Annotated in this window: 20 protein-coding genes and 2 pseudogenes; 11 read left to right on the top strand and 11 right to left on the bottom strand. The window is 74.3% G+C overall.

The features are described from left to right. Window positions 1–75 precede the first annotated feature (75 nt). Window positions 76–732 carry a TetR/AcrR family transcriptional regulator gene (locus ACF08F_RS35430; RefSeq protein ID WP_392302654.1) on the top strand — a complete coding sequence of 219 codons (657 nt, stop codon included), beginning with the start codon at window positions 76–78 and terminating at the stop codon, window positions 730–732. Here ACF08F_RS35430 and ACF08F_RS35425 read toward each other — a convergent pair. After that, window positions 696–1,502 carry a class II aldolase/adducin family protein gene (locus tag ACF08F_RS35425; protein WP_392302653.1) on the bottom strand — a complete coding sequence of 269 codons (807 nt, stop codon included), beginning with the start codon at window positions 1,500–1,502 and terminating at the stop codon, window positions 696–698. The genes ACF08F_RS35430 and ACF08F_RS35425 overlap by 37 nt on opposite strands. 215 nt (window positions 1,503–1,717) lie before the next feature. On the opposite strand from ACF08F_RS35425, the gene ACF08F_RS35420 reads away from it, so the two are divergent. Then, on the top strand, window positions 1,718–3,115 hold the full coding sequence (locus tag ACF08F_RS35420; RefSeq protein ID WP_392302652.1) for an NADP-dependent succinic semialdehyde dehydrogenase: 1,398 nt from the start codon (window positions 1,718–1,720) through the stop codon (window positions 3,113–3,115). 25 nt (window positions 3,116–3,140) lie between these two features. Here ACF08F_RS35420 and ACF08F_RS35415 read toward each other — a convergent pair whose 3' ends face one another. Together ACF08F_RS35415 and ACF08F_RS35410 are read right to left on the bottom strand one after the other, a co-directional pair. Further along, window positions 3,141–4,169, bottom strand: a complete 1,029-nt coding sequence (locus ACF08F_RS35415; protein ID WP_392302651.1) for a PHP domain-containing protein — start codon at window positions 4,167–4,169, stop codon at window positions 3,141–3,143. Between the two features lie 10 nt (window positions 4,170–4,179). Then, the gene (locus tag ACF08F_RS35410; RefSeq protein ID WP_392302650.1) at window positions 4,180–6,264 is read right to left on the bottom strand and encodes a SpoIIE family protein phosphatase; all 2,085 of its coding nucleotides are present in this window, start codon (window positions 6,262–6,264) and stop codon (window positions 4,180–4,182) included. A gap of 407 nt (window positions 6,265–6,671) precedes the next feature. On the opposite strand from ACF08F_RS35410, the pseudogene ACF08F_RS35405 reads away from it, so the two are divergent. After that, a pseudogene (locus ACF08F_RS35405) lies at window positions 6,672–9,932 on the top strand (BTAD domain-containing putative transcriptional regulator); the annotation flags it as partial. Window positions 9,933–10,037: 105 nt separating this feature from the next. Here the strand turns inward: ACF08F_RS35405 and ACF08F_RS35400 are convergent. Further along, on the bottom strand, window positions 10,038–10,898 hold the full coding sequence (locus ACF08F_RS35400) for a siderophore-interacting protein (RefSeq protein WP_392302649.1): 861 nt from the start codon (window positions 10,896–10,898) through the stop codon (window positions 10,038–10,040). 192 nt (window positions 10,899–11,090) lie between these two features. Here ACF08F_RS35400 and ACF08F_RS35395 point away from each other — a divergent pair, with 192 nt between their 5' ends. Both ACF08F_RS35395 and ACF08F_RS35390 read left to right on the top strand, forming a co-directional pair. After that, a complete protein-coding gene (locus tag ACF08F_RS35395) occupies window positions 11,091–11,291 on the top strand; it encodes a hypothetical protein (protein WP_150273225.1) in 201 nt (66 codons plus the stop codon). A 318-nt stretch (window positions 11,292–11,609) separates the two neighbouring features. After that, window positions 11,610–12,788: an acyl-CoA dehydrogenase family protein gene (locus ACF08F_RS35390; RefSeq protein WP_392302648.1), complete on the top strand. Its 1,179-nt coding sequence runs from the start codon at window positions 11,610–11,612 to the stop codon at window positions 12,786–12,788. A 22-nt stretch (window positions 12,789–12,810) separates the two neighbouring features. On the opposite strand, the gene ACF08F_RS35385 is transcribed toward ACF08F_RS35390, so the two are convergent. From ACF08F_RS35385 to acsA, 3 genes are all read right to left on the bottom strand, one after another. Continuing rightward, window positions 12,811–12,984 (bottom strand): hypothetical protein, encoded by a 174-nt coding sequence (locus tag ACF08F_RS35385; RefSeq protein WP_392302647.1) that lies wholly within the window; start codon window positions 12,982–12,984, stop codon window positions 12,811–12,813. Between the two features lie 94 nt (window positions 12,985–13,078). Beyond that, entirely contained in the window at window positions 13,079–13,936 is an 858-nt protein-coding gene (locus tag ACF08F_RS35380; protein WP_392302646.1) for a universal stress protein, read from the bottom strand. Window positions 13,937–14,003: 67 nt separating this feature from the next. After that, window positions 14,004–15,806, bottom strand: coding sequence for an acetate--CoA ligase (gene acsA, locus ACF08F_RS35375; protein WP_392302645.1), 1,803 nt, complete (start codon window positions 15,804–15,806; stop codon window positions 14,004–14,006). A 375-nt stretch (window positions 15,807–16,181) separates the two neighbouring features. On the opposite strand from acsA, the gene ACF08F_RS35370 reads away from it, so the two are divergent. After that, the gene (locus ACF08F_RS35370; protein ID WP_392302644.1) at window positions 16,182–16,358 is read left to right on the top strand and encodes a flavodoxin domain-containing protein; all 177 of its coding nucleotides are present in this window, start codon (window positions 16,182–16,184) and stop codon (window positions 16,356–16,358) included. A gap of 150 nt (window positions 16,359–16,508) precedes the next feature. Then, entirely contained in the window at window positions 16,509–16,685 is a 177-nt protein-coding gene (locus ACF08F_RS35365) for a hypothetical protein (protein ID WP_392302643.1), read from the top strand. 35 nt (window positions 16,686–16,720) lie between these two features. Here the strand turns inward: ACF08F_RS35365 and ACF08F_RS35360 are convergent, their stop codons facing one another. The 3 genes from ACF08F_RS35360 to ACF08F_RS35350 form a co-directional block, all read right to left on the bottom strand. After that, window positions 16,721–17,380 carry a DUF4389 domain-containing protein gene (locus ACF08F_RS35360; RefSeq protein WP_392302642.1) on the bottom strand — a complete coding sequence of 220 codons (660 nt, stop codon included), beginning with the start codon at window positions 17,378–17,380 and terminating at the stop codon, window positions 16,721–16,723. A 49-nt stretch (window positions 17,381–17,429) separates the two neighbouring features. Beyond that, window positions 17,430–18,335 carry a potassium channel family protein gene (locus tag ACF08F_RS35355; protein WP_392302641.1) on the bottom strand — a complete coding sequence of 302 codons (906 nt, stop codon included), beginning with the start codon at window positions 18,333–18,335 and terminating at the stop codon, window positions 17,430–17,432. A gap of 137 nt (window positions 18,336–18,472) precedes the next feature. Beyond that, a complete protein-coding gene (locus tag ACF08F_RS35350) occupies window positions 18,473–19,807 on the bottom strand; it encodes a nicotinate phosphoribosyltransferase (RefSeq protein WP_392302640.1) in 1,335 nt (444 codons plus the stop codon). 309 nt (window positions 19,808–20,116) lie between these two features. Between ACF08F_RS35350 and ACF08F_RS35345 the strand changes: the two genes are divergently transcribed. From ACF08F_RS35345 to ACF08F_RS35335, 3 genes are read left to right on the top strand one after another with little or no spacing between them, the layout of a single operon-like run. Continuing rightward, on the top strand, window positions 20,117–21,157 hold the full coding sequence (locus ACF08F_RS35345) for an alcohol dehydrogenase catalytic domain-containing protein (protein WP_392302639.1): 1,041 nt from the start codon (window positions 20,117–20,119) through the stop codon (window positions 21,155–21,157). A 3-nt stretch (window positions 21,158–21,160) separates the two neighbouring features. Continuing rightward, complete coding sequence (locus ACF08F_RS35340) at window positions 21,161–21,976, top strand: HAD family hydrolase (RefSeq protein ID WP_392302638.1); 816 nt, start codon at window positions 21,161–21,163, stop codon at window positions 21,974–21,976. Continuing rightward, window positions 21,933–23,972 carry a glycoside hydrolase family 65 protein gene (locus ACF08F_RS35335; protein WP_392302710.1) on the top strand — a complete coding sequence of 680 codons (2,040 nt, stop codon included), beginning with the start codon at window positions 21,933–21,935 and terminating at the stop codon, window positions 23,970–23,972. The genes ACF08F_RS35340 and ACF08F_RS35335 overlap by 44 nt, the downstream gene beginning before the upstream one ends. A 96-nt stretch (window positions 23,973–24,068) precedes the next feature. On the opposite strand, the gene ACF08F_RS35330 is transcribed toward ACF08F_RS35335, so the two are convergent. Continuing rightward, window positions 24,069–25,058 (bottom strand): Acg family FMN-binding oxidoreductase, encoded by a 990-nt coding sequence (locus ACF08F_RS35330; RefSeq protein ID WP_392302637.1) that lies wholly within the window; start codon window positions 25,056–25,058, stop codon window positions 24,069–24,071. A 264-nt stretch (window positions 25,059–25,322) separates the two neighbouring features. On the opposite strand from ACF08F_RS35330, the pseudogene ACF08F_RS35325 reads away from it, so the two are divergent. After that, window positions 25,323–25,536 (top strand): annotated as a pseudogene (locus tag ACF08F_RS35325) (histidine kinase); the annotation flags it as partial.

The raw sequence follows: 25,536 nt of genomic DNA, 5'->3' as shown, positions 1-25,536 counted from the left end.
CCGCCCGGGATGTGTGCGCCGGTAGGGTGGGCGCTTCCGCCGCCGGACACGGCGCCCGACGAAGGAGTCCCACCCGTGCCGAAAGGTGTCACCAGGCGACGGCCCCGCACCCGCGCGGCGCTGCTGAGAGCCGCCCTGGAGGCCTTCGCCGAGCACGGTTTCCACGCGACGACGATCGAGCAGATCTGTGAGCGCGCGGGCTACACGCGGGGCGCGTACTACTCGAACTTCGCCAGCAAGGAAGAGCTCTTCCTGGCGCTCTTCGACGAGCACAGCGACCGGACCGTACGGCGCCTCGCCGACGCGATCGACGCGCTGACCGCCGAGGAGTACACCCTGCAGCGGCTCGCCGAGCTCGCCGCCCGGATCGAGCCGGACGAGCGGGACTGGTACCTGGTCACCACGGAGTTCACGCTGCACGCCATCCGCGACCGGCAGGCCGCCTGGGTGCTCGCGCGCCACGACGAGCGGCTGCGCGCCGAGATCGCCCGCGGCCTCACCCATGTGCTGCGCCGCGCGGGGCGCGAACTGACCGTGGACGCGGACCGCTTCGCCCGGCTGATCGTCGCCCTGCGCGAGGGCGGACTCGCGCAGAGCTACGTCGAACCGGCGGCCCTGCCGCCCGGCACCCTCGAGCGCGAGTTCCTCGCCCCGCTCCTGGAGGTGTCGACCCGGGAGCTCCCCGCCGCCGGAGGTCAGGCGAAGAGGTCCGGGTCGGACGCCGTGATCTGATCCCACAGGGGGCGCGCCTGGAACCAGCCCGCGAGGTGGCCGCCGATCTGGCCCCGGGTGAGGAGCGCCGTCTCCCGGTCGATCAGCTGCGGGGTGCCCGCCGCCATCGCCAGGAGCTGTGCCTGGCAGGACCGCTCCATGGTGACGAACCACCACACGGCCTCGGCGACGGAGTGGCCGACCGTGAGGAGCCCGTGGTTCTTGAGGATGACGGCCTTGTGCCCGCCCAGGGCCTTCGCGACCCGCTCGCCCTCCTCGGTCTCGTTCACCACGCCCCGGTAGTCGTCGTAGATCCCGTGGTCCTCGAAGAAGGCGCACGCGTCCTGGGTGATCGGGTCCAGCGGGATGCCGAGGCTGGAGAACGCCTTTCCGTGGAGGGAGTGCGAGTGCGCGGCGGCGACGGCGTCGGGCCGGGCGGCGTGGACGCGCGAGTGGATGACGAACGCGGCCCGGTTCACGGGCCTGCGCCCTTCGAGGACGGTCCCCTCGTGGTCCACCAGGATCAGGTCGGAGGCCTTGATCTGGCCGAAGCTCATCCCGAAGGGATTGACCCAGAAGGCGTTCGGATCGCCGGGGTCGCGGACGGTGATGTGCCCGGCGACGCCCTCGGAGAACCCGAACCGCCCGAAGATCCGGAACCCGGCGGCGAGCTGCTCCTTGCGGTACCGGCGCTCCTCCTCGACGGTGTCGAAGGTCGGCGGCAGCGGCAGGACGACCCCGTCGGGCAGCGGCCCGACGGCGGCGGCGAGAGCGGGCGGCACGGTGCTCATGACGGCTCCTCGGTGAGCGGGTGGGGCACGGCGCGCCAAAAGATACAGAGATGTATCCGATACGACAACGGATCGACCGGTCGGGCTGCCCCGCGCGGGCGGTCGGCCGCGCGCGGCACCCCGCACGGCTTCACCCCACCGCCCCTCCCCTGTTGCGCCGCCGCGCCCGGCGCGGGAGGTTGCCGGTGGGGGCCGCAGTCAGGAGGAGAGACGTCATGGGCATCGCCACGGTGAACCCCGCGACGGGCGAGACGCTGCGTACCTACGAGGCCCACGGGCCCGAGGAGGTCGAGCGGCGCATCGCCGCCGCGCACGAGGCGTTCCGCCAGTACCGCACCACGTCCTTCGCCGAGCGCGCCCGGCTGATGCGGGCCGCCGCCGCCCTCCTCGACGAGGACGGCGAGGACATCGCCCGCACCATGACGACCGAGATGGGCAAACCGATCGCCGCCGCCCGCGCGGAGGCCGCCAAGTGCGCCAAGGCCATGCGCTGGTACGCCCGCAACGCCGAACAGCTGCTCGCCGACGAGCACCCGGCCGAGAGCGACGTCCAGGACTCCGGCGCCGACCTGGCCCGCGTCCACTACCGGCCCCTCGGCCCCGTCCTCGCCGTCATGCCGTGGAACTTCCCCCTCTGGCAGGTGATCCGCTTCGCCGCACCCGCGCTCATGGCGGGCAACACCGGCCTCCTCAAGCACGCCTCCAACGTGCCGAGGACCGCCCTCTACCTGGGCGACCTGTTCCGCCGTGCCGGATATCCGGACGGCTGCTTCCAGACCCTCCTCATCGGCTCCCGCGACGTCGAGGCCGTCCTCCGGGACCCCCGGGTCGTCGCCGCCACCCTCACCGGCAGCGAGAACGCGGGCCGGGCCGTCGCCGCCGTCGCGGGCGACGAGGTCAAGAAGACCGTCCTGGAACTGGGCGGCAGCGACCCGTACATCGTCATGCCCTCCGCCGACATCGTGCGGGCGGTGAAGACCGCCGTCACCGCGCGCGTGCAGAACAACGGCCAGTCGTGCATCGCCGCCAAGCGGTTCATCGTCCACCAGGACGTCTACGACGACTTCGCCGAACGCTTCACCGCCGCCATGAACGCCCTCACCGTCGGCGACCCCCTCGACGAGTCCACCGACGTCGGCCCCCTCGCCACCGAGCAGGGCCGCACCGACCTGGAGGAGCTCGTCGACGACGCCGTACACCGGGGCGCGGCCGTCCTGTGCGGGGGCGGCCGCCCGGAGGGCGAGGCGCTGCGGCGGGGCTGGTACTACCGGCCGACCGTGCTCACGGGGATCACGCCCGCGATGCGGATCCACCAGGAGGAGACCTTCGGGCCCGTCGCCACCGTCTACCCGGTGCGGGACATCGAGGAGGCCGTCACCGTCGCCAACGACTCTCCGTTCGGCCTCAGTTCGAACGTCTGGACCCGCAAGGAGGAGGACATCGCCTTCTTCGTCCGCGACCTGGAGGCCGGCGGCGTGTTCGTCAACGGCATGACGGCCTCCCACCCGGCGCTCCCCTTCGGCGGGATCAAACGCTCCGGCTACGGCCGCGAGCTGTCCGGCCACGGCATCCGCGAGTTCTGCAACGCGACGACGGTCTGGCGGCGCGCCTGACCGGACCGGCGGCCCCGGGGCGGGGTCACTCCCGCGTCCACTCCAGCAGCCGCTCCGCCGGCCAGGTGTTGACGACCCGGTCCTCCGGTACGCCGCACTCCTCGGCGCGTGCGCAGCCGAGGACCTGCCACTCCAGCTGCCCCGGCGCGTGCGCGTCCGTGTCGATCGCGACGTACGCCCCCGCCTCGACCACGAGCCGCAGCAGGGAGCGCGGCGGATCGAGGCGCTCCGGGCGGCTGTTGACCTCCACCGCCGTGCCCGCCTCGGCGCAGGCCGCGAAGACCCGTTCCGCGTCGAACTCCGAGGCGGGTCGCAGTCGGCCGCCCGCCACGAGCCGGCCCGTGCAGTGGCCGAGGACGTCCACGAGCGGGTCGCGCACGGCCCGTTCGAGCCGGCGGGTCATCGCCCGCGCGTCCATCCGCAGCTTCGAGTGCACCGAGGCGACCACCACGTCGAGCCGGTCGAGCAGCTCCGGCTCCTGGTCGAGCGAACCGTCGTCCAGGATGTCGCACTCGATCCCGGTGAGCAGCCGGAAGGGCGCCCACTCCTCGTTCAGCCGCGCCACCACGTCCAGTTGCTCCCGCAGCCGCTCCGGCGAGAGGCCCCGAGCGACCGTGAGGCGCGGCGAGTGGTCCGTCAGCACCGTCCACTCGTGCCCGAGGCCCGCCGCCGTCCGGCCCATCGACTCGATCGTCGCGCCGCCGTCCGACCAGTCGGAGTGGACGTGGCAGTCGCCGCGCAGCGCCGCCCGCAGCGTCTCACCGGCGCCGTCCGCCGGCGCCGAGGAGCTCAGGCTCTCCGTGAGCTCCTCCTCCAGCCCCGCCAGGTACTCCGGCACCCGGCCCTCCAGCGCCTCGCGCACCACCGCCGCCGTCTTCGGCCCGAGTCCCTTCACCGACTCCAGGGTGCCCGCCGCCGCGCGCCCGGCCGCCTCGCCCGCAGGCAGGGCCTCGACGGCGGCAGCGGCCGTACGGAACGCCCGCGCCCGATAGCCCGGCGCCTGGGCGCGCTCCAGCAGGAACGCGATCCGGTTCAGCGCGGCCACGGGGTCCACGGCGTCCTCCTCACCCACCGCCCTGGCCTGCGCCCGCGGCGAGCGGGGCCGGCTCGATCTCGCACCACACGGCCTTGCCCTCGCCGCGCGGCTCGACCCCCCACCGGGAGGCGAGCGCGTCGAGCAGGAGCAGTCCCCGCCCCGAGGTGGCGGCCTCGCCGGGGGTACGCCGCCGGGGCCAGGCGCTGGACCGGTCCTGCACCGAGAGCCGTACCCGCCGCACCGGCTCCGGCAGCACCTCCAGGGTGAGCACCGCGCCGCCCTCGGTGTGCAGCAGGACGTTGACGAGCAGCTCGCCCGTCAACAGCTCGGCGTCGTCGGCCAGTTCCGGCAGACCCCAGTCGCGCAGCGCCTGCCCCACGGCCGCCCGCGCGTCCGACAGTCCCTGCGGATCGGCCTGGTGGATGTACTGGTGGATCCGCGGCGCCCGGGGCGTGCCCGGGTCGGGGCTGCGCCGCAGGACGAGGAGCGCGACGTCGTCGCCGGAGCCCCACCGCTCCCACAGCCGCTCCGAGAGGTGGTCGGCGAGCGCCTCCGCCTGCGGCGGCCCGCTGCCGATGGCCTCGGAGAGCGCTTCGAGGCCCGACTCGATGTCGCTGCCCGGCTGTTCCACCAGCCCGTCCGTGCACAGCACGAGCGTCTCCCCGGGCACCAGGTCGAGCCGCGTCTCCGGGAACTCCTCCTCGCCGAACACGGTCGCGAGCCCCAGCGGCAGCCCGCCGCGCAGCTTGGGCTGCCCGACGCGGCCGTCGGTGTGCCGGATCAGCGGACCGAGGTGCCCGGCCCGGACGGCGCGCAGGGTGCCGCTCGCCAGGTCGACCTGCGCGTAGGTGCAGGTGGCGAAGCGGTTGGTGTCCAGCTCGGCGAGGAAGCGCGAGGCCCGGGCGAGGACCGTCGACGGGGCGTGGCCCTCACCCGCGTACGCCCGCAGCGCGATCCGCAACTGCCCCATGATGGCGGCGGCGTGGGTGTCATGGCCCTGGACGTCGCCGACGACGATCCCGACCCGGCCGCGGGGCAGCGCGATCACGTCGTACCAGTCGCCGCCGACCTGTCGTCCGCTCCACGCCGCGTGGTACCGCACGGCGATCTCGCCGCCGGTGATCTCCGGGATCCGGCGCGGCAGCATCGTCGCCTGGAGCCCGGTCGCGAGCTCCCGCTCCTCGTCGAAGAGGATCGCCCGCTGGAGCGACTGCGCGACGATCGCCGCGAGACCGAGCGCGAGGTTCCGCTCGTCGGGGTTGAAGGCCGAACGGCCCCGGTAGAACAGCGCCATGCCGCCCAGCGAACGGGCCTGCGCCACCAGGGGCAGATAGCAGGCGGACTTGAACTGCAGCCGCGACAGGTACGGCGCCAGCTCGGGGAAGTCCCGCCCGAGCGACTGGAACGAGGAGACGAACCGCGGCCGGCCGCTGAGCACCGCCTCGGCCAGCGGGAGCCCCCGGTCGAGCCGCCGGGTGCGGAAGTCGTTGAGGGCGTCGAGGGACTCGCCGCTGAGCGCGATCACGTTGAGCGAGCCGTTCTCGACGAGCCCGAGCGCCAGCCCCTCGGCGCCGAGCCGGGCGAGCCCGCCCGGACCCGTCAGCGCGGCGGTCACGTCGTCCACCGTCACCGCGCGCGACAGCGCGTTGGTCGTCCGCTCGACGATGCTCGTCTGCACCTCGCGCCGCTTCTCCAGCTCCAGCACGAAGGCGGTGTGCGAGACCTCGGCGGTCGTGTCCCGCACGACCCCGACGATCCGCTGGGCCCGGCCGTCCGGCTTGCGCAGGATGCGCGCCTGCACGTGCGTCCAGTGGGGTGCGCCCTCGGCCTGCGGGATCGGGAAGTGCGCGGTGTACGACACCGAGCCGCCCTTCACGGCCTCCCGGACGATGCCTTCGAGGCGGGACCGCTCCTCCGGTGCCAGGCGCGCGATCAGCGTCGCCGGGCGGCCGTCGTAGGCGTCCTGGGACAGCCCGAAGACCAGCAGCCCGGACTCGTCGACATCGATCGTTCCCGTGTCGAGATCCCAGTCGAAGCTGCCGGTCCGGTTCATGGCGAGCCGCTCGGCGGGCCCGATCTCGCCACTGCGCGTACGCCGGTCGTCGTCGGTCATCCCCCCCATTGTCGAACCCGGACCCCGTGGACGCCATGGCGGTGACACGGCGTGGCGCGAGTTCGCCTCGAAGCACCGGTCACCGGTGGCCCGTCGGGGCGGGGCAGAATGGGCCGGTGCAGCCGTCCTACCGTGTCCTCGGTCCCTGTCAGGCGCTCCGTTCCGACGACGGTACGGAGGCCGTGCTGAACGGTGCCAGGCTCCGGGCGCTGCTCACCGCGCTCGCCGCGGGCGCCGCGGACACCCCGGGCGGGTCAGGCGGGACTGGCGGGACGGGCGGGGCAGTCGGTACGGCCAGGTCTGCCGGGACGGGCTGGGCAGTCGGCGCGGCCGGGTCTGCCGGGACAGGCGGGACGGGCGGGGCAGTCAGTACGGGCGGGGCAGTCAGTGCGGGCGGGGCCGTCGGCACGGGTGCCGGGCGCGCCGTGAGCGTCGGTGCGCTGATCGCCCAGGTGTGGGCCGACGACGACCCGGCCGCCCCCCTCGACCGGACGGCCGCGCTCCAGGCCCTGGTGGGCCGGCTGCGCCGGGCCCTCGGACACGAGGCCGTCGTCTCCGGGCCCGGTGGCTACCGGCTGGCGGCCGAGCCGGACGCCGTCGACCTGCACCGCTTCGAACGGCTCGCCGCCGAGGGGTCGGCGGCCCTGACCGGCGGCGACGCCGCACGGGCCGCCGCGCTCCTCGACGAGGCCCTCGGCCTGTGGCGCGGACCCGCCCTCGCGGACCTGCCGGGCCGGGACGCCGACCCCCTCGTCGTACGGCTCGAACAGCGGCACGCGCGGGCGCGCCGCGACCGGTACGCCGCCGATCTGGCCCTGGGGCGGGCCGCGGACGTCCTCGCGCCGCTCGCGGCCCTCGCGGCCGGGGCTCCGCTCGACGAGCCCGTCCAGGCCCTGCGGATCCGGGCCCTCCGGGCCGCCGGACGGTCCGCGGAGGCCCTCGCCGCGTACGAGGAGGTACGCGCCGGCCTCGCCGACCGGCTGGGTACGGACCCGGGACCCGAACTGCGCGCCCTGCACGCCGAGCTCCTCGGCGCCGGCACACCGACGCCCGCGCACGGAACCGGGCTCCCGGCGGACCGCGGCGGGCGGTTGCCGGCCCGGCTGACCTCGTTCATCGGCCGGGACGGCGAGCTCGGCGCCCTCGCGGCGGGGTGGGCCGAACGGCGGCTCGTCACGCTCACGGGACCGGGCGGCGTCGGCAAGACCCGGCTCGCCCTGGAGGCGGCCGAGGCCTTCGACGGCGGACCCGTCCACGTCGCCGAACTCGCCTCCGTACGGGAGGAGTCCTCGGTCGCGGCGGCCGTCCTCGGCGCGCTGGGCGCCCGAGAGACGCAGCTCTGGAGCGGTCCGGGCGTCGCCGAGGCCGCCGGGGCGAAGGGCGCGCTCGCCCAGCTGGTCGAGTACTGCGCCGGGCGCCGGATGCTCCTCGTCCTCGACAACTGCGAGCACGTGATCGCCGCCGCGGCGGAGCTCGCCGAGACCCTCCTCACCCGGTGCCCCGGCGTCACGGTCCTGGCGACGAGCCGGGAGCCGCTGGGGGTGCCGGGGGAGGCGCTGAGTCCGTTGGGGCCGCTGCCCGCCGAGATGGCGCTGCGGCTGCTCGACGAGCGGGGCGCGGCGGCACGCCCGGGCTTCCGGGTCGGGGACGACCCGGCGGCGGCCGAGGAGGTGTGCCGTCGCCTCGACGGCCTGCCGCTGGCGATCGAGCTGGCGGCGGCGCGGCTGCGGATGCTGTCGGTGCGGCAGATCGCGGACCGGCTGGACGACCGCTTCCGGCTGCTCACCTCGGGGGCGCGGACGGTGCTGCCGCGCCAGCAGACGCTGCGGGCGGTCGTGGACTGGTCGTGGGAGCTGCTCGACGGGCCGGAGCGGGCGGTGCTGCGGCGGCTCGCGGTGTTCACCGGCGGGTGCGAGCTGGCGGCGGCGGAGACGGTCTGCGCCGACGGGGCGCGGGGCGCGGGCACGGCCGTGGAGGGCGAGGGCACGGAGGTGCGGGGCGACGGCGCGGACGCACCGGATGTACTGGACGTCCTGGGTGCTCTTGTCGACAAGTCGCTCGTCGTCTCCGTCCCCGGTGACGACACCGGTATGCGCTACCGCCTCCTGGAGACGGTGGCGGAGTACGCGGGTGAACGGCTCGACGAGGCGGGGGAACGGGCCGCCACCGAGCGGCGCCACCTCACGTACCACCGCGAGCTCGCCCGCCGCACCGACCCCGAGCTCCGCGGCCCCGGACAGGTCGCCGCCATCGCCCGCCTGGAGCGCGAGCACGGCAACCTGCGGGCCGCCCTGCGCACCGCGGTGGCCATCGGCGACGAGCAGGAGGCGCTCTGCCTCGTCCACTCCCTGAGCTGGTTCTGGCAGCTGCGGTTCCACCGGACCGACGCCCGGACGTGGGCGGCTGCGGCCGCCGCCCTCGGACCCGATCCCTTCCAGGAGCCCGTCCGCCCCGCCGAGCCCTTCGAGGGCCGCTGCGTGGACGTGCCGCCGCCCTGGACCGGCGAGCGGCTGTGGGAGGCACGCCGCGGCGGGCGGCTCTACGCGCTCGCGACCGAGGGCGGCCAGGGCGCCACCTCCCTGGAACGCCCGGAGGTCCGCGCCCGCCTGACCGCCCTCGTCGCCGCGTACCGGCCCGGCCTTCCGCAGAACTGCCGCCAGCCGGGGACGATGTGGTTCTTCGCCCGTCTGATGACGGGAGAGCTCGCCGGTCTCGAAGAGACACTGACGCTGACCGTCGAGGCCTGCCGCGAGCACGGCGCCGGCTGGGACCTCGGCTTCGCCCTCCTCATGAGGGGGAAGCTCCTCGGCCACGGACCCGAGGACGCCGACGAGGCACTCGCCCTCTTCGAGGACGCCGAGGACGCCTGGGGCATCGCGGAGACCCTCTCCGCGCGGGGCGAGGCGTACGAGCGCGCCGGCCGGCTCCCCGAGGCCGCCGCCGACTTCGAGCGGGCCGCCCACGCCGCCGCCCTCGTCGGCGCCCGCTCCCAGGTGCCGCTCTTCACGGCGCGCCTCGCGGCCGTACGCCTCCGGCTCCGCCCCGAGGGCGACGAGGCGACCGAACGGCTCCTGGCCGAGGCCGCCGACGAGGCGGGCCGGTGGGGGGCCGAGGCCGCCGGCACCGGGCGGCTGCTCCTCGCCCAGCACTACGGCCACACCGGGCGCACGGCCCTGGCCCGCGGGCAGCTCGCCCGGCTGGAGGAGGAGTTCGGCGAGCACACCCCGACGCTCTTCTGGGGCCTGGCCGGCGGGATGTGGGCCTGGCTCGACTGCCTGGACGGCGCACACGACCGGGCCCTGCGGCGGCTGGCCCGGGCCGTCGCCGACCTGGAGATGCTCGCCCACCTGGTCGCGCCCTACCTCGTCGTCGCCCAGTTCGCGACGGCCGCCTGGGCCCGCGGCGGCCGGGGCGGCCCGGGCGACGCCGAGACCGGAGCCGGGCTCCTCGGCGCGTACGACACCCACATCGGCCCGCCGACCGGCGGCGGCTTCCGCCCCTTCACCCCGCAGACGGAGACCGCGATCCGCACCCGCGCCGAGGAGGCGCTCCGCGCGCGGCTCGCTCCGGAGGCGTACGCCCGCCACTACGAGGAGGGTGCGAAGGTCCCCCTGGAGACCGCGGTGGCCCTCGTCCGGCAGCCGGAGGAGACGTGCCCCGACACCTGAGCGCCCCCGGCACCGGTACCGGCACCGATGCCTGAGCGCGCCCCTCCGGCACCGGCGTCGGCACCGATGCCTGAGCGCCCCCGCTACCGGTGCCGGGTCCGCCGCTCAGCCGGCCGTCAGCCGCTCCCGGGCCTCCGCCAGGTCCTCGGAGGTGGGGGCGTCGTCCTGGGTGAGGCGTCGGCGCCAGTAGCCGGTGAAATGGACCGCCCGGCGGTCGACCCCGCGCTCCGCCACGAGGTGCCGGCGCAGCCCGCGCACCGCCGAGGCCTCGCCCGCGAGCCAGACCGAGGGGCTGCCGGCCGGCAGCGTGTCCGCGCGGACGGCGTCGGCCGGCACCGCGCCGCGGGGCAGCAGCCGTACGGTGAGGTCCCCGGGCGTCTCCAGGGGCTGGACGTCCGCCGGGTCGTCGACCTGGACGTACGCGAGGGCCCGCCGGCCCGCCGGAAGCGAGGCGACGACCGTGGCGAGGGCGGGCACCGCGCAGGCGTCGGCGTACAGGAGCGTCCAGTCGCCCGCGCCGGGCTCGAAGGGCACCGCGAAGGCGGCGGACGGCCCGAACACGCCGAGCGGGTCACCGGGCCGGGCACCCCGGGCCCAGCGGGTCGCCGGACCCTCGTCGCCCGCCGGGCCGTCCTCCCCGTGCAGGTGGAAGTCGATGTCGACCGTCTCGGCGACGGGGTCGTGCGCCCGGACGGTGTAGCTCCGCATCCACGGCCGCTCCGCCCCCGGGATCGCCGCGTAGGCCCCGTACCACCGCATCACGTCGCCGTCCGCCTCGACGGCGGGCAGGACGGGCTCCGTGCCGGGCGTCCGGGGGAGGAACAGCTTCACCTGCCGGTCGGGCCCGTCGAGCGTGAACCCGGTGAGGTCGGGGCCGCCGAGGGTGACCCGGAGCGTACGCGGGGTGATCCGGCGGACGGCGGTCACCCGCAGGCGCCGCAGGGGGAAGGCGGGGGGCTGGGGCATCACTGGCTCCTGGGGTCGACGGTCTCGCGGAAGCGGCCCGGCAAGGCGGGCCCGCCCAGCCTCCCGGGCCCCGTCGACACGCCACCGACACCCGTCCGACACGGCATCCGGGGCCACCGCCACCGCCCCGGATGCGGTCCCGTCGGCCGGACACGAGAATGGCGAGTGCCGGAAGAACACGTAGGAGGCGGCATGAACGCTGAGCCCGACAAGACGTCCATGGGGGATCGCCCGACGCCCGACCGGCTGCTCCACGCCGGGTCGGAGGGCGAGTTCACGGCGGAGGACCTGGTCCTGGCCTCCGGACGTGACGTGAATCCGAAGACCCTCGCCTGGGCCGAACGCCGAATGGAGCAGAAGGGGCGCGCCTCCATGGACGAGCTCCTGCCCTAGGGCGTGTTGCGAAAGTAGCGTCGGCCGCCCGAAGGGCGGGCCCGACGGCGTCTGGTGCGTGCGATCGCAAGGCGGAGGGGCGCCCCGATACTGGATGTATCGGGGTGATCCCGACAACGCGGCGAGCGTGCGTGCCAGGCGCCGTCGGGCAGGCGGGACTTTCGCAACACGCCCTAGGAGAGGCCCGTACCCGTTCGTCCCTCCCGTCCCCTCGGCCCCGGCTCGGATCGTCCGAACCGGGGCCTCGGCCTTCCATATTTGTGAAACACGTTCTACCGTGGCCGCCGTCGCACGACGTGCCGCCACGGGAGGCCCCGCATGCACCTCGAGTACACGCCCGCCCAGAACAGCCTGCGCGCCGAGCTGCGTGCGTACTTCTCCGCGCTCGTCCCGGACGACGTTCAGACCCGCTACGACGACCCGGCCGCGCAGAAGCGCTTCTACCGGGAGACCGTGCGCAGGCTCGGCGCGGACGGCTGGCTCGGCGTGGGCTGGCCGACCGAGTACGGGGGGCGCGGACTCTCCCCGATGGAGCAGTTCATCTTCTTCGACGAGGCCGCCCAGGCCGGCGTGCCCCTGCCGCTCATGGCCCTGAACACCGTCGGGCCGACGATCATGCGCTTCGGCACCGACGAGCAGAAGGCGTACTTCCTGCCCCGCATCCTCTCCGGCGAGATCGACTTCGCCATCGGCTACAGCGAGCCGGACGCGGGCACCGACCTGGCCGCGCTGAAGACCCGCGCGGTACGGGAGGGGGACACGTACGTCGTCAACGGCCAGAAGATCTGGACGACGAACGGCGACACCGCCGACTGGGTCTGGCTCGCCGTCCGCACCGACGTCGACGCCCCGCCCCACAAGGGCATCACCATGCTCCTGGTCCCGACCGACGACCCGGGCTACTCCTGCACGATCATCAACACCCTCGCCTCGCACGACACGACCGCGAGCTACTACGACAACGTCCGGGTCCCGGCCTCGCGCCGCGTCGGCGAGGAGAACAAGGGCTGGCGCCTCATCACCAACCAGCTCAACCACGAGCGCGTGACGCTCGCGGCCCACGGCACGATGGCGATCCGCGCCCTCCACGACGTCCAGCGCTGGGCCGCCGCCACCCGGCTCACCGACGGCCGCCGCGTCCTGGACCTCCCGTGGGTCCGCCGCACCCTCGCCCGCACCCACGCACGCCTCGACGCGATGAAGCTCCTCAACTGGCAGATGGTGAACGCCGTCCAGCACGGCGCCCTCACCCCCCAGGACGCCTCGGCCGTCAAGGTCTACGGCTCCGAGGCCCGCCGCGACGCCTACGCGGCCCTCCTGGAGGTCGTCGGCTCGGCGGGCGCCCTCAAGGAGGGCTCGGCGGGCGCGGTCCTCCACGGCGAACTGGAACGCGGCTACCGCTCGGCCGTCATCTTCACCTTCGGCGGCGGCAACAACGAGATCCAGCGCGAGATCATCTCCTGGATCGGACTGGGCATGCCCCGCGTCCGCCGCTGAAGCCGCCGCGAGGGGTGCCCTTTCATTCGGTGACGCGGACCGCGAGCGCGGGGCGGATGGCGGCGGCGCGGCGCGCCGGGCCGATCGTGGCCAGGAGCGAGGCGGCGAAGGTGGCTGCGGCCAGGCCGCAGATGCCGGCCCATTCGACAGGGAATCCTCCTTCGAGGCCCTCGAACGCGGCGCTGTTGCTGTGCATCTGCTGGTCGTGAGCACGCCCAGCAGTGATCCGAGGACGATTCCCTCCAGGGCGATGAAGGCGCTCTCCCACAGGAAGGACCGCTGCGCCGGATTCAGTCGTGCGGCACGAGGGCCACGGGCACCGGGCTGTGGTGCAGGACGGCGTGGGCCACGCTGCCGATGTGCGCGCCCGGCGTCGAGCGGCGCCTACGCCGGCCCACCACCACGAGCGCGGCGTCCCGGGCGGCCCCGACCAGTTCGAGGCCGGCCGATCCGACCACCACACGCGGGGCAGCCTCGACGTCGGGGTACTTCGCCCGCCAGGGATCCAGCAGTTCGTCGAGCGAACGCCGGATCTCCGGTGCCACGGCGGCGCGGATGTCCGGGACCATGGCGGGCCCCAGCCCCGCGAAGAGCGGGAGCTGTTCCGCGTACACGACGTGGACCGGGGAGTGCCGCCGGGCGGCGTCCTCGAAGGCGAAGCCCAGGACGGCGTCCACGGGCTCCCGTAGGTCCGTTCCGATCACGACGGGGGCCTGCGGGGCGGTCGCCCCGCCACCGGCCCGCACCAGCACGACGGGCCGTTCGACGGCACCGGCCACCGTCAGGCCGACCGAGCCGACCAGGTAACCGGCCAGACTGCCGAGCGCTCGCGATCCGAGGACCAGCAGCTCGCTCTCCCGGGCCGCGGCGACGAGCCCTGGCACGGGACCCGTGGACAGCAGGTCGGTGGTCACCGACAGGCCGGGACGGCGCTCGCGCAGGTCCCCGGCGACGCGCGCCACCATCTCCTCGGCCCACGCCTCCTCGGACTCCCGGGACCAGAGCGACTGGACGATCCACGGTGCCACTTCCTTCGCGTACACCAGGTGTACCCCGGTGCCGCGCAGCAGGGCCTCCGCCGCCGCCCACTCCGCGGCGGCGTCGGCCTGCTTCGTGCCGTCCAGGCCGACCACGATGCTCCGCGTCATGATCGTCCACCTCCTCGTCCGGTGTCGTCGACGTCGTACGTGTGACGGGTGCGGGAGACCGAGGCCATCACGGCTCCTGTTCAAAGGGCCCGGCGGTCCGGGCCGGTTCGGGTGCTTGCGGCGTCGTCACGTCGGCCTCGGGCAGGCCCGGTTCACGGGCCCGCAGGAGGCGGTGCATCACCTTGCCGCTGAGGGTGCGCGGCAGGTCCTCGACGAACTCGATCTCCCGGGGTGCGACGGCCGAGCCGAGGCGCCGGTGGGCGAACGCCAGGACGTCGCGCCGCAGTTCGGTGTCGGGCCGGCACCCGGGGCGCGGCAGCACGAACGCCTTGACGATCGCGCCGGCCAGGGGGTCGGGACGCCCGACGACTCCCGCCTCGGCGACGGCCGGGTGCTCCATGAGCGCGCTCTCGACCTCGAACGGCCCGATGAGGTGCCCCGCGGACTCGATGACGTCGTCGGCGCGGCCCACGAACCAGTACCAGCCGTCGGCGTCGCGGCTGACGAGGTCACCGGTCAGGTACCACCCGTCCGCGAAGCACGCCTCGTACCGGTGCGGCTCGTGGAGGTAGCCGCGGAACATCGACGGCCAGCCGGCCCGCAGGGCGAGCTCGCCCTGGGCGCCCGGCTCCCGGAGGATCCGGACGTGCCCGCCGGCGGTCGTGGCCCGGCCGTCCTCGCCGCACGCCAGGACGGCGGCTTCGACGCCGGGCATCGGTCGGCCCATCGAACCCGGCCGCACGGGATCGGCCGCGAAGTTGGCGATCATGACGGCACCGGTCTCCGTCTGCCACCAGGTGTCGTGGACCGGAAGGCCGAGCGCCTCCCGGCCCCAGTGCACGGCCTCGGAGTGCAGCGGTTCGCCGGCACTCGCGACGAACCGGAGCGCCGAGAGGTCGTGCCGTGCGGCGGGCGTCGGGGCGCCGCCCCGCGGTGCGGCCCGCATCAGCATGCGGAGTGCCGAGGGTGCCGTGTACCAGACGGTGACGTGCTCGTCGGCGAGGATCCCGTACCAGCGGGCGGGGGAGAAGTCCCCTTCGTCGACGACGGTCGTCACTCCGTGGCTGAGCGGGGCGATGATGCCGTACGACATGCCGGTGACCCAGCCGGGGTCGGCGGTGCACCAGAAGACGTCGCCCTCGTGCAGGTCCAGGGCGTAGGCGGAGGTGACGTGATGGGCGAGGACTACCTCGTGCACGTGTACCGCGCCCTTGGGCGTGCCGGTCGTGCCGCTGGTGAAGTGCAGCAGCGCAGGCTCCGCCGGATCGGTCGGACCGACTGCGTACGTGTCCGGTGCGGCGGCCGTGAGGGCGGGGAAGGAGAGGGTGTCCGGGGGCGGGTCGGGGCCGGGGTCGAGAAGCAGGACGTACCGCAGGTGCGGGAGGCGGGACCGTGCCGGCGCCACCGTGCGCTCGTACAGCTCCCGGGTGGTGATCAGCGCCCGGGCGTTGCCCAGCTCCATGCACAGGGCGACGGGTCCGGGACCGAAGCCGGTGAACAGGGGGCACAGGACCCGCCCGGCGCGCAGCGTTCCGAGGACGGTGGCGATCAGCTCGGACCGGCGGCCGAGCAGGGTGAACACCCGCTCGCCGCGTGCCACGCCGAGCGTCTCCAGCACGTGCGCGAAACGGGAACTCTCGGCCGCGAGCCCGGCGAACGTCATGGTTCGAACGGATCCGTCGCGGGCGACGCAGCGCAGCGCGGCCTGCTCGCCGTGGCCCTCGCGCAGGTGCCGGTCGACCGCCTCGTACCCGATGTTGATGCCGCCGTCCGGCAGTCCGGCGAGGCGGGCCCGCTCGCGCCGCCAGGAGAACGTGTCCCGGGCGCTGTCGTAGTCGGGCATGACCGGTGCCACCCACAGGGCTTTCATCGCGGCGACTCCACGTCGGGCGTACGGTGCCGCATGACGGTCCTCCTCCACGGGGCGCGGCGGCCCCGGCAGCTCCCACCCTGGTGCGCGAAGCCCCCTCCCGGGCAGTGCCGAACGGTCCCCTTCCGGGACGGTCGGCCCCCTGCGAAGCGCCGCGGCCGTGGCACCAGGCCGGGCAGGCGGGGCACTTCGGCGAGCGGGTCTGCCGCCGACAGCACCGGCGCCGCGGCGCCGTGGGCAGGTCGGCCCCTACCGGAGCGGCCCGGTCGGCCCCGTCGGACCGCCCCTTTGGACACTGCTCCGCACAGCCTCGCGGACAGCAGAGTGGGTCACGGGGTCGGACCGGGCTCCGTACGACCCGATCGGCCGCGAGTCATGAACGCGAAGAGTGTCCTGGTCGCCTACGGAAGCAAGGCCGGCGCGACCGCCGGAATCGCCGAAGAGATCGCCCGGACGCTCAGGGACGACGGCTTCGACGCCGTCGTCCTGCCGGCGGACACCGTCACCGACGTGACCGCGTACGACGGAGTCGTCCTCGGTGGAGCCCTCTAAGCCGGGCACTGGACCTCCAAGGCGCGACGGTTTGCCCGGCGGAACGCCGAGCAGCTCAGGCACCGGCCTCTCTGGCTCTTCAGCAGCGGTCCCGTCGACCGGTCCGCGGACGAGCACGACATCCCGCCCGTACGAGGAGTCGCCCGGCGGATGAGGAAGCTCGGTGCACGCGAGCACATGACCTTCGGCGGCGCCGTGTCCGCCGAGACGTCGGACCCGGTCGCCCGGCACATGGTGGAACGGGGCAGGGGCGGAGACTTCCGCAATCCGGAACGGATCAAGGCATGGGCCCACCACATCGGAACGGAACTCGGCGCCACGCCCTGACCGGTGCGGCCCTGTGACGGAACCGGGCCGCGCGGTCAGCGGACGGCGCCGGAGTCCGGCTCCGTGCCGCCCTGGTCGAGGCGGAAGGGCGGGTAGACGTCCGTCATGAGGCTGGCGTAGGCGGCGACGCGCAGGACCCAGCGGTTGAGGCCGACGATCAGGGCGAACAGATCGCGCGGATACCGTTCGGTGAAGGCCACGGCGAAGCCCGCGATGACCGTGAGCAGGGTGATCAGGCCGCCGCTCCACCAGCCGGCGCGCATGCCGCCGCTGAGGAAGGCGAGCACCAGGTAGTGGGGGATGGCGAGCAGCCACCACTTGACCAGGACCAGCGAGCGGGAGAGCCGCTCCGGGTAGGCGATGTCCAGCCGGGCCGGGTAGTCCGGCTCGGGGCCCAGGCTGAAGGGCGGGTAGCGGTCGGTGCCCAGGGCCGCGTACGAGTAGTACGACACCCGCCACGACCAGCGGAGCACGCCGAGGTTGAAGTCGAACAAGCCCCGTGGGTAGCGCTCGGTGAAGAGGATGGCGAAGAAGGCGATCACCGTCACCACGAAGAACGCGATCCAGAGGAAGAACAGCACGATCCAGTGGGGAATCGTCAGGATCCACTTGACCAGCCACAGCCAGCGCGACAGCGGCTTGTCGAGTTCGGCGGTCACCGCGACGGAAGGGTGCGGGGCGCTCGGGGTGGTCATGGGCGTCACCTTCTCGAACGTTCGACGGGCGGCCCCCCACCTCTCAGGATCACCCGCTTCCGCCGGCTCGGGGCGGCCGGTCCGGCCCCAGGAGCTGCCCGTGATCGTCGGCGTAGGCCGCGAAGACCCGATCGGGTCCCCCTCCCGTGTGCAGAAAGCGCTCGTCGAGCACGGTGGCCAGGTCCTCCAGCGCCCTGCGCAGAACCGACGCGGAGAGGCGTACGTCCGGGTGACGTGCCGCGGTGGCCCGGTCCGCGAGGCCGACGGCGTAGCCGAGCTGCCGGGGCAGGGACGTGTTCTCGTCCACGTCGTGGAAGTAGTACGACTCGGCGTACTGCAGGAAGTCGACCGTGATCGTGGAGAGCACCGAGGCGAGGCCGTCGAGGAGCGCCGCACCCCCGTCGGAGTCGAGCGCCTCGGCGGCTGCACGGCTGCGGCGTACGTGGGACAGCCGCAGGGCCAGTGCCCTGCGGCGGGCGAGCGCGGGGTAGATGCCGAGGATCCAGGCGACGGTCGCCGACAGCAGCACGAAGCCCACGAGGGCCTCCACGGGGGCCAGGACGCGCAGCCATCCAGCGGTCGGCGCGATGTCGCCGAGGCCGAGCGTGGCCAGGGTGACGAGCGAGATGTACAGGGCGTCGAGCGGGCCCGCGTGCTCGGACGGGACGAGCCCCGCCGCGTACGAGAAGTCCTGCGGCATGTGGGGCCAGTAGACGAGCCCCCACCCCACGGCCACGGTCAGCGCCCACACCGCGACGACCGTCACCATGCCGAGCGGGCCCGCGAGACCGGCCGGCCGCCTCCGCGTGCCGAGGCGCGCGGCCAGCCACCACAGGGACACCATCACGCGCCGGCTCAGACCGCCGTGACGCGTCGGGTGCCAGAGCGTGTGGAACACGTCCCGGAGGATGAACAGCACCAGCACAGCGCCCAGGGGTGTCGCCAACCACGTCATCCAGGCACCTTTCCCGCGAGCGGCGTGGGAGTCCCGGTCCGCGGCGTGGGACTCAGCCCGCCGGCGGTACCCGCTCGCCCCTTCGGACGCGCCGGAGCCCGGGTGTGCCGGAGCCACGGCGCGACTGAGCCCCGGTGCTACCGCCAGGCTCGCCCCCGGGACCCGATCCGGTGCCGGACGACGGTCGTCAGCGCCGCCAGCCGCGTCGACACGGCGGGCAGCGGCGCCACCGGGTGGTCGATGCGCCGGGCCTCCTCGGGCAGCGCCGCGAGATCGGCCTCGAAGCGGGCCCGGGCGGCGTCCAGGGTGTCGGGCGGCTCCGTGCGGAGGCCGCCGCGCATCACGGTCCGCAGCAGCGACTCCGTGCCCTCGGGCGGCTCCTCGTTCGCCAGGCCGATGACGTCCTGGAGTCCTGGGCCGCGATGGACCTGCTTCCGGCCCGGAGCCGTCACCTTCTCGGACGACAGCTTCATGACGGGCTGACCGTCGTACTCGACCAGCTTGTACGCCGCGTCGAGATACGGGGCGTCGGCGGCCGTGCCGACCTTCGTCCCCACGGCGTACACGTCGACGGGCGCCCCCGCTCGTACGAGGGCGTCGACGCCGTACTCGTCCAGGCCGCCGCTCGCGATGATCTGCACATCGCTCAGCCCTGCCTCGTCGAGGGCGGTACGGGCGCGTCGGGCGAGCGCGCCGAGGTCGCCGCTGTCGAGGCGGATCCCACAGCCGGGACCGAGGCCGAGATCCGTGAGGACGCGCGCGGCGGTCGCGACGCCGTGGCCGGTGTCGTAGGTGTCGACCAGGAAGGTCACCGGCCCCGGATGGGTGCGGGCGAAGGCCCGGAACGCCTGCTCCTCGGAGCCGAAGGCCTCGACGTACGAGTGGGCCATCGTGCCGGAGGAGGGGATGCCGTACCGGTTGGCGGCGGCGACGTTGCTGGTGCCGGCGAAGCCGACGAGCGCGCAGACGCGCGCCGCCTGCATGCCGGCCTCGGGGCCGTGCGAGCGGCGCAGGGAGAAGTCCACGAGGGGGCGGCCGGCGGCGGCGAGCACACACCGCGCCGCCTTGGAGGCGACCGCCGTCTGATGGCAGACGAGTGACAGCAGGTACGTCTCCACGAGCTGCGCCTGCGGAAGCGGGGCGGTGACCTCCAGGAGGGGCTCACCGGCGAAGACGAGCCTCCCTTCGGGCACGGCGCGGACCTGGCCGTCGAAGGACAGGCCGTGCAGCGGTTCGAGGTCCCCGACGGGCCGCCGCAGCGCGTCCGCGAAGTGCTGGACGTCACCGCGCCCCACCCGGAACCGGGAGAGGTGGTCGAGGGCCGGTTCGAGCCCCGCGGCGACGAGGAATCCGCGGCCCGGCGGAAGGTCGCGGACGAAGAGGCCGAAGGTGGCCGGAGCCCGCATGTCCTCCCGCAGGTACGAGAGCGCCATCGTGACCTGGTACAGGTCGGTGGCGGTCACCTGGGACATGCTTCGAGCATGCGCCGCCCGACCCCGGCCCGCACGGGAACGGCGCTCCCTCGACCACGGGCACCGCGGTCAGCGGGCCAGGACGGCCTCTCCGGGCCGGGGACGACGGCCGTCCGGCCCCGATCGTGGTCGATGCGGTCGCGCAGCGCCGCGGAGGCGGTCGCCTCCGCTCTCGCCTCCGGGGCCGCCCGGCCCGGAGGCCCGAGCGGGCCCGTACAGGGGCCGAACGGCCCATGCGCCGCGGACGGGATCCGCGGAGCCTGGTGGACGAGGACCGCACCGACACGCGACAGGAAGTGGGTGGGCGCCATGAAGGCACTCGTCCTCCGGGAGCCGGGCCGGATCGCCTGGCAGGACGTCCCCGACCCGGTGGTCAAGGACCCCGACGACGCGATCGTCCGGGTCGACGCCGTGACCATCTGCGGTACGGACCTGCACATCGTCAAGGGGGACGTGCCCGAGGTGACCCCGGGCAGGGTCCTCGGGCACGAGGCGGTCGGCACGGTGGTCGAGACCGGCGGCGGCGTCCGCACGGTGCGCCCGGGCGACCGCGTCCTGGTCTCCTGCATCTCCGCCTGCGGCAGGTGCCGCTTCTGCCGCGAGAGCCGTTACGGGCAGTGCCGTGGCGGAGGCGGCTGGATCCTCGGCCACACTGTCGACGGCACCCAGGCCGAGTACGTCCGGGTGCCCTTCGCCGATCTGTCGGTCCACCCGCTGCCGGACTCGATCGACGGCTTCGACGCCGTCCTGCTCGCCGACATCTTTCCCACCGCCTACGAGGTCGGTGTGCTGAGCGGCGCCGTGCGCCCCGCGGACACCGTGGTCGTGGTCGGAGCGGGCCCCGTCGGTCTCGCCGCCGTCGCCACCGCCCGGTTCTTCAGCCCCGGCCGTGTCGTCGCCGTGGACCTGGCCGGGTCGAGGCTGGCCGCGGCCCGCGCCCTCGGCGCGGACGCCACCGTGAACGCCGCGGAGGAACCGGAACAGCTGGTCGCCGACCTGACCGACGGCCTCGGTGCGGACGTCGTCATGGAAGCCGTCGGTGTTCCGGAGGCGTTCGAGATGTGCACCCGGATGGTCCGGCCCGGCGGCCGGGTCGCCAACATCGGGGTCCACGGCAAGCCGGCGCTGCTCCACCTCGAAGACCTGTGGATCAAGGACGTCACGATCACCACCGGGCTCGTGGACACCTCCTCCACACCCCTGCTGCTGCGCATGATGGCCGCCGGACGGCTGCCGTCCGCCTCACTGGTCACCCACCGCTTCGCGCTGGGGCAGATGGAGGAGGCGTACGACGTCTTCGGACGCGCGGCGGAGACGGGTGCCCTCAAGGTCGCCCTCGGAGGGGTGTAGGACGTGCCGAGGACCGGTCCCCGCGCCCGTCCGGGACGGATCGCCGGCGCGGACGGGCGAAGCCCCGGATCCCGCCCGCTCCTCGCCCTCGTCCTGGACACGGACGGTGTGCTCCTGGACTCCGCCCGGCTGCACGCGGCGGCCTGGAAGACCGCGCTGGACGCCTGTCTGGAGTCCATGGCGGGGGAGGAGCAGCAGGAGCCGTTCGACGCCGAGGCCGAGTACCGCCGGTTCGTCGACGGAAGACCCCGCTACGACGGGGCGGCGGCCTTCCTCGCCGCCAGGGGCCTCGGACTGCCGGCGGGAACCCCTCGCGACCCGCCCGGCCACGCGACCATCTGGGCGGTCGCCGCCCTGAAGGAACGGGCGTTCCTCGATCTGCTGCGGGCGCGGGGCGTCGCCGCCTTCGGGGACGTCCTGCCCGCTCTCGACGCGCTGGGCGCGGCGGGCGTGCCGTGCGCCGCGGTCTCGGCCTCCCGCCACGCCCGGGCACTCATCCGTGCCGCGGGGCTCGCCGGACTCCTCACCCTGATCGTGGACGGCGAGGACGCCGCCCGGCTCCGCCTCGCCGGCAAGCCGGATCCCGCGCTGTTCCTGCGGGCGGCCGCCCTCCTCGGCAGCCTCCCGCAGGAGACCGTGCTCGCCGAGGACGCTCTCGCCGGGGTCGAGGCCGCGCGTCGCGGCGGCTTCGGCCTCGTCGTCGGCGTCGACCGCACACCGTCGGGGCGCGCGGCGGCCGCCCTGCGGGAGCGGGGCGCGGACCTGGTGGTGCCGGATCTCACCACGCTGGTCCGGAGCGTGTGGGGCGAGCGCGGATGACCACCGGCACCGGCTCACCTCGGGCGTCGCCGGCGAGCGGGTCGAGAACGAGGACCTCGTCAACCTCCCGAACTGGACGTTGCTGCGGTACCGCCGCCTACCCGACGACGGTCCGCCCGGCGACTGGCTGACCCCCGACTCCGGGGAACTGCGCCACCACGGCGTACGCCTCGACCTCCGCGCGGGTGTTCTCACCCGGCACCTGCTCTTCGAGGACGCCCGGGGGAGGGGCCTGCGCGTCACCCACATCCGTCTCGTCCACATGGGAGACCCCGGCCTCGCGGCCCAGTGCACCGTGTTCCGCGCCTACGGCTGGAGCGGTTCGATCGAGGCGCGGTCCCTTCTCGACGGCGCCGTCACCAATGCGGGAGTCGAGCGCTACCGGCACCTGGACGGACGTCACCTCACGGACCACCAGGCCGGATTCGAGCCCGGCGGCGTCGCCTGGCTCGCCTGCCGTACGGTAGATCCGGGCGTCGGGATCGCCCTCGCCGTTCGCACGGTCACCCGCCCAGCGCGGCCCGCGCGGGAGGAGGCGACGAGGACCGGCACCGTGCAGACGTACCGCCTGCCGGTCGTTCCCCGCCGCTCGGCGATGGTCGTGAAGACCCTGGCACTGCACACCTCGACGGACCGGCCCGCCGCCGATCCGCTCCCCGCGGCCACCGGGGGGATCGCTCGTGCCCCGGAGTTCTCCCGGCTGCTCGCCACCCACAGGGCGGCCTGGCAGCGAGTCTGGGAGCAGGGTGAGCTGCACGCGCCTGGGGAGGCGGGGCGCATCCTGCGGCTGCACGTGTTCCACCTGCTGCAGACGCTCTCGCCGCACACGGCGGAGCTCGACGTGGGCGTGCCCGCGCGCGGAGGACGCTGGCTGGCCGACCACTCCCGGCTCCAGCGCCATGTGGGCTCGGCCGTCGCGTTCAACGTCTGGCGGTACGCGCAGGCCACCTGCGACCGCGGATTCCTCCACTCGGCCGGGGCGGAGATCCTCCTGGAGGTCGCCCGCTACTGGTCCGGGGCAGCCGTGTTCGACCCCGCGCTCGGTCGCTACCGCATCCGTGGGGTCGTGGGGCCGGACGAGTACCACGACGCGTATCCCGATGCCCCGGCCCCCGGCATCGACGACAACGCCTACACCAACGCGACCGCCGCCTGGGTGCTCGCCCGTGGTCTCGACCTGCTCGCCGAACTGCCCGAGGCCCGCCGCTCGGAACTCGCGGAGCAACTGCCGCTGGACGCAGCCGAGATCGCGCGCTGGGAGGACGTCTCCCGCCGTCTGTACGTGCCGTTCCACCGCGGCGTGGTGAGCCAGTTCGACGGATTCGGCGAACTGGCGGAGCTCGACTGGGACCGCTGTCGGGCCCGGTACGGCGACATCCGCAGGCTGGACCGGATCCTTGAGGCCGAGGGCGACTCGGTCAACCGCTACCAGGCGTCGAAGCAGGCCGACACGCTCATGCTCGGCTACCTCTTCCGGCCCGACGAACTGCGCGCCCTCTTCGCCCGGCTCGGCTACGCGCTGGACGACGAGGTGTGGCGTGCGACCGTCGCGTACTACCTGCGACGCACCAGTCACGGCTCCACGCTGAGCAGTCTCGTCCACGGGTGGGTGCTGGCCCGGCAGAAGGGTGCCGACGCATGGCGGTACTGCGAGGAGGCCCTCCTCGCAGACGTGGCCGACGTCCAGGGCGGAACGACCGGCGAAGGGATCCACCTCGGGGCGATGGCCGGCACCATCGATCTGGTCGAACGGGGGATCACCGGCCTGGAAACAGGGCCGGAAGGACTTCGGGTGGCTCCGGTGCCGCTGGCGGAGATCCCGCGGTTCGCCTTCACCCTGTGCTGCGGCCGTCACCGCGGGGTGCGCCTGAGGATCCTGCCCGGGCGGCTGGCCGTCCGGGTTCCCGCCTCGCCCGAGGGGCCGCTCACCGTCGTGCTCCCCGGCGACCGGCGGGTGGCCGTCGCACCAGGACAGGAGCGCTGGTTCCGTCTCTGACGTCGGTTCCGTCCTGACGACGCCGGTTCCGTCCGTGACGACGTCGGTTCCGTCTTCGACGTCCTCCGACATCGGTTCCGTCTCCGACGAGGAGACTCATGCGAAGCTGAGCACCTCGGACACGGGCCGGCGGGGCGTGGCCAGCCCCTGGGGGCCGTAGCCCAGTCGGAACACCATGTGGACGAAGCTGATCGAGGAGCTGGGATCGCGCGCGTCGACACGGAGTTCGGGCCATTCCAGTGGCTGGGACATCAGGGACGTGGCGAGGCCGTCGAGGGTGGCCTGAAGAAGGACCCGCTGCATGGCCTGCCCGGCCCTCAGCCAGTCCTCCGGAGTGTCCGCGGCCGTGCCGAGCAGCGCGATCTGCGGGTCCTTCTCGAAGCGTGCCGAGGCACGGCCGGGCACCCGGCGAGGGGCGCCGAAGTCCCTGACCGGAGAGGTCACGTCGTACTGCCGTGGGCCGAAGGCGTACGCGGGGACTCCCTCGGAGGCGGGGCCTTCCCCGGGCACGCCCGTGCGTGTCCAGGCGGCGATCTCGGCTCGTACGGCCTCGTCCGCCGCCTCGAACAGTTCGGCGGTGTGGACGAGGCCCATGACGGTGTCCGTGTGCCAGGCACCCGGTACGGCCAGTCGGCAGCCCTCACACAATGCCGCGGCACGGAGCCCGTCGATCACCTCGGAGGGGATCCGCTCCTCGGTGAAGGGGAAGCGGCTGGTGTGCCGGCGCGCGAGGGCGGGGTGGAGCGCGTCGAGTGCGGCGTCGGAGTCCTCCGGACCACCGAGGCGCACGTCGGCCAGGTACCAGGGGTCCTCGGGCGCGGGCAGCGGTCGGACCTCGGCGTGCCGACCCCTGTGTGCCGCGGCGACCCGCAGGCCGAGCAGCGCTGCGCCGCAACCGAGGTGGAGCGCGCGGTGATCCGGGTCCTCGCGGGGCATCGCGCGCAGCGGATCGCCGTGCAGCTCGATGACGTCGGTGCCCGTCCGGTGGACGAACCTCCAGGGCTGTGCATTGTGCATCGAGGGAGCGGTGACGGCGTCTTCGATCAGCGACGTCACGAGTGATCGGGTCAGAGCGGTGGTAGGCACGGCTTGTCCTGTCTGAGCTGAGTCACCGAGCGAGGTCGTGCTGGGTCCGGGCGGGTGAGGTGATGCGGGTCCGGTCGTTCGCTGCCCCGCGTCACCACCCTGCAACGCGCGCTCCGGGGCTGGGGAGGGCCGAACGGTCCCCGGTCGGGCCCGACCGGGCTCGTCACCCGGAGGAACCGACAGGAACGGGCAGCTCATCCGGACTACGGTGAAAGGGCGCGCCTCGGGGTGCAGCCCGTGCGCCCGATGCAGCCGGAGGTTCGGATGGGTCGTGAGGGCCCGGAGCCCGCGGAGAACAGGCTTCCGCGGCTGCGACTCGACGAGCTGATCGACGAGGTCCAGGTGCGTATCGAGGAGGTGCGTGGCACCAGGGACCGGCTCATCGGGCTGCTCGAAGCCGTGATGTCCGTGGGCCGGGAACTGGACCTGCCGCAGGTGCTGCGCGGCATCGTGGAGTCCGCCGTGACTCTGGTGGACG

The organism is Streptomyces sp. NPDC015130 (assembly GCF_043080005.1).
GTDB lineage: Bacteria > Actinomycetota > Actinomycetes > Streptomycetales > Streptomycetaceae > Streptomyces.
This window is presented reverse-complemented; position numbering and strand designations above follow the sequence as displayed.

Coding starts and splice junctions, on each gene's coding strand:
- ACF08F_RS35365 (WP_392302643.1), top strand. CDS start 16,509: ATGAGGAAGCTCGGTGCACGCGAGCACATGACCTTCGGCGGCGCCGTG.
- ACF08F_RS35390 (WP_392302648.1), top strand. CDS start 11,610: ATGCACCTCGAGTACACGCCCGCCCAGAACAGCCTGCGCGCCGAGCTG.
- ACF08F_RS35385 (WP_392302647.1), bottom strand. CDS start 12,984: ATGCACAGCAACAGCGCCGCGTTCGAGGGCCTCGAAGGAGGATTCCCT.
- acsA (WP_392302645.1), bottom strand. CDS start 15,806: ATGAAAGCCCTGTGGGTGGCACCGGTCATGCCCGACTACGACAGCGCC.
- ACF08F_RS35400 (WP_392302649.1), bottom strand. CDS start 10,898: ATGCCCCAGCCCCCCGCCTTCCCCCTGCGGCGCCTGCGGGTGACCGCC.
- ACF08F_RS35380 (WP_392302646.1), bottom strand. CDS start 13,936: ATGACGCGGAGCATCGTGGTCGGCCTGGACGGCACGAAGCAGGCCGAC.
- ACF08F_RS35410 (WP_392302650.1), bottom strand. CDS start 6,264: ATGACCGACGACGACCGGCGTACGCGCAGTGGCGAGATCGGGCCCGCC.
- ACF08F_RS35355 (WP_392302641.1), bottom strand. CDS start 18,335: ATGACGTGGTTGGCGACACCCCTGGGCGCTGTGCTGGTGCTGTTCATC.
- ACF08F_RS35425 (WP_392302653.1), bottom strand. CDS start 1,502: ATGAGCACCGTGCCGCCCGCTCTCGCCGCCGCCGTCGGGCCGCTGCCC.
- ACF08F_RS35350 (WP_392302640.1), bottom strand. CDS start 19,807: ATGTCCCAGGTGACCGCCACCGACCTGTACCAGGTCACGATGGCGCTC.
- ACF08F_RS35370 (WP_392302644.1), top strand. CDS start 16,182: ATGAACGCGAAGAGTGTCCTGGTCGCCTACGGAAGCAAGGCCGGCGCG.
- ACF08F_RS35420 (WP_392302652.1), top strand. CDS start 1,718: ATGGGCATCGCCACGGTGAACCCCGCGACGGGCGAGACGCTGCGTACC.
- ACF08F_RS35395 (WP_150273225.1), top strand. CDS start 11,091: ATGAACGCTGAGCCCGACAAGACGTCCATGGGGGATCGCCCGACGCCC.
- ACF08F_RS35360 (WP_392302642.1), bottom strand. CDS start 17,380: ATGACCACCCCGAGCGCCCCGCACCCTTCCGTCGCGGTGACCGCCGAA.
- ACF08F_RS35345 (WP_392302639.1), top strand. CDS start 20,117: ATGAAGGCACTCGTCCTCCGGGAGCCGGGCCGGATCGCCTGGCAGGAC.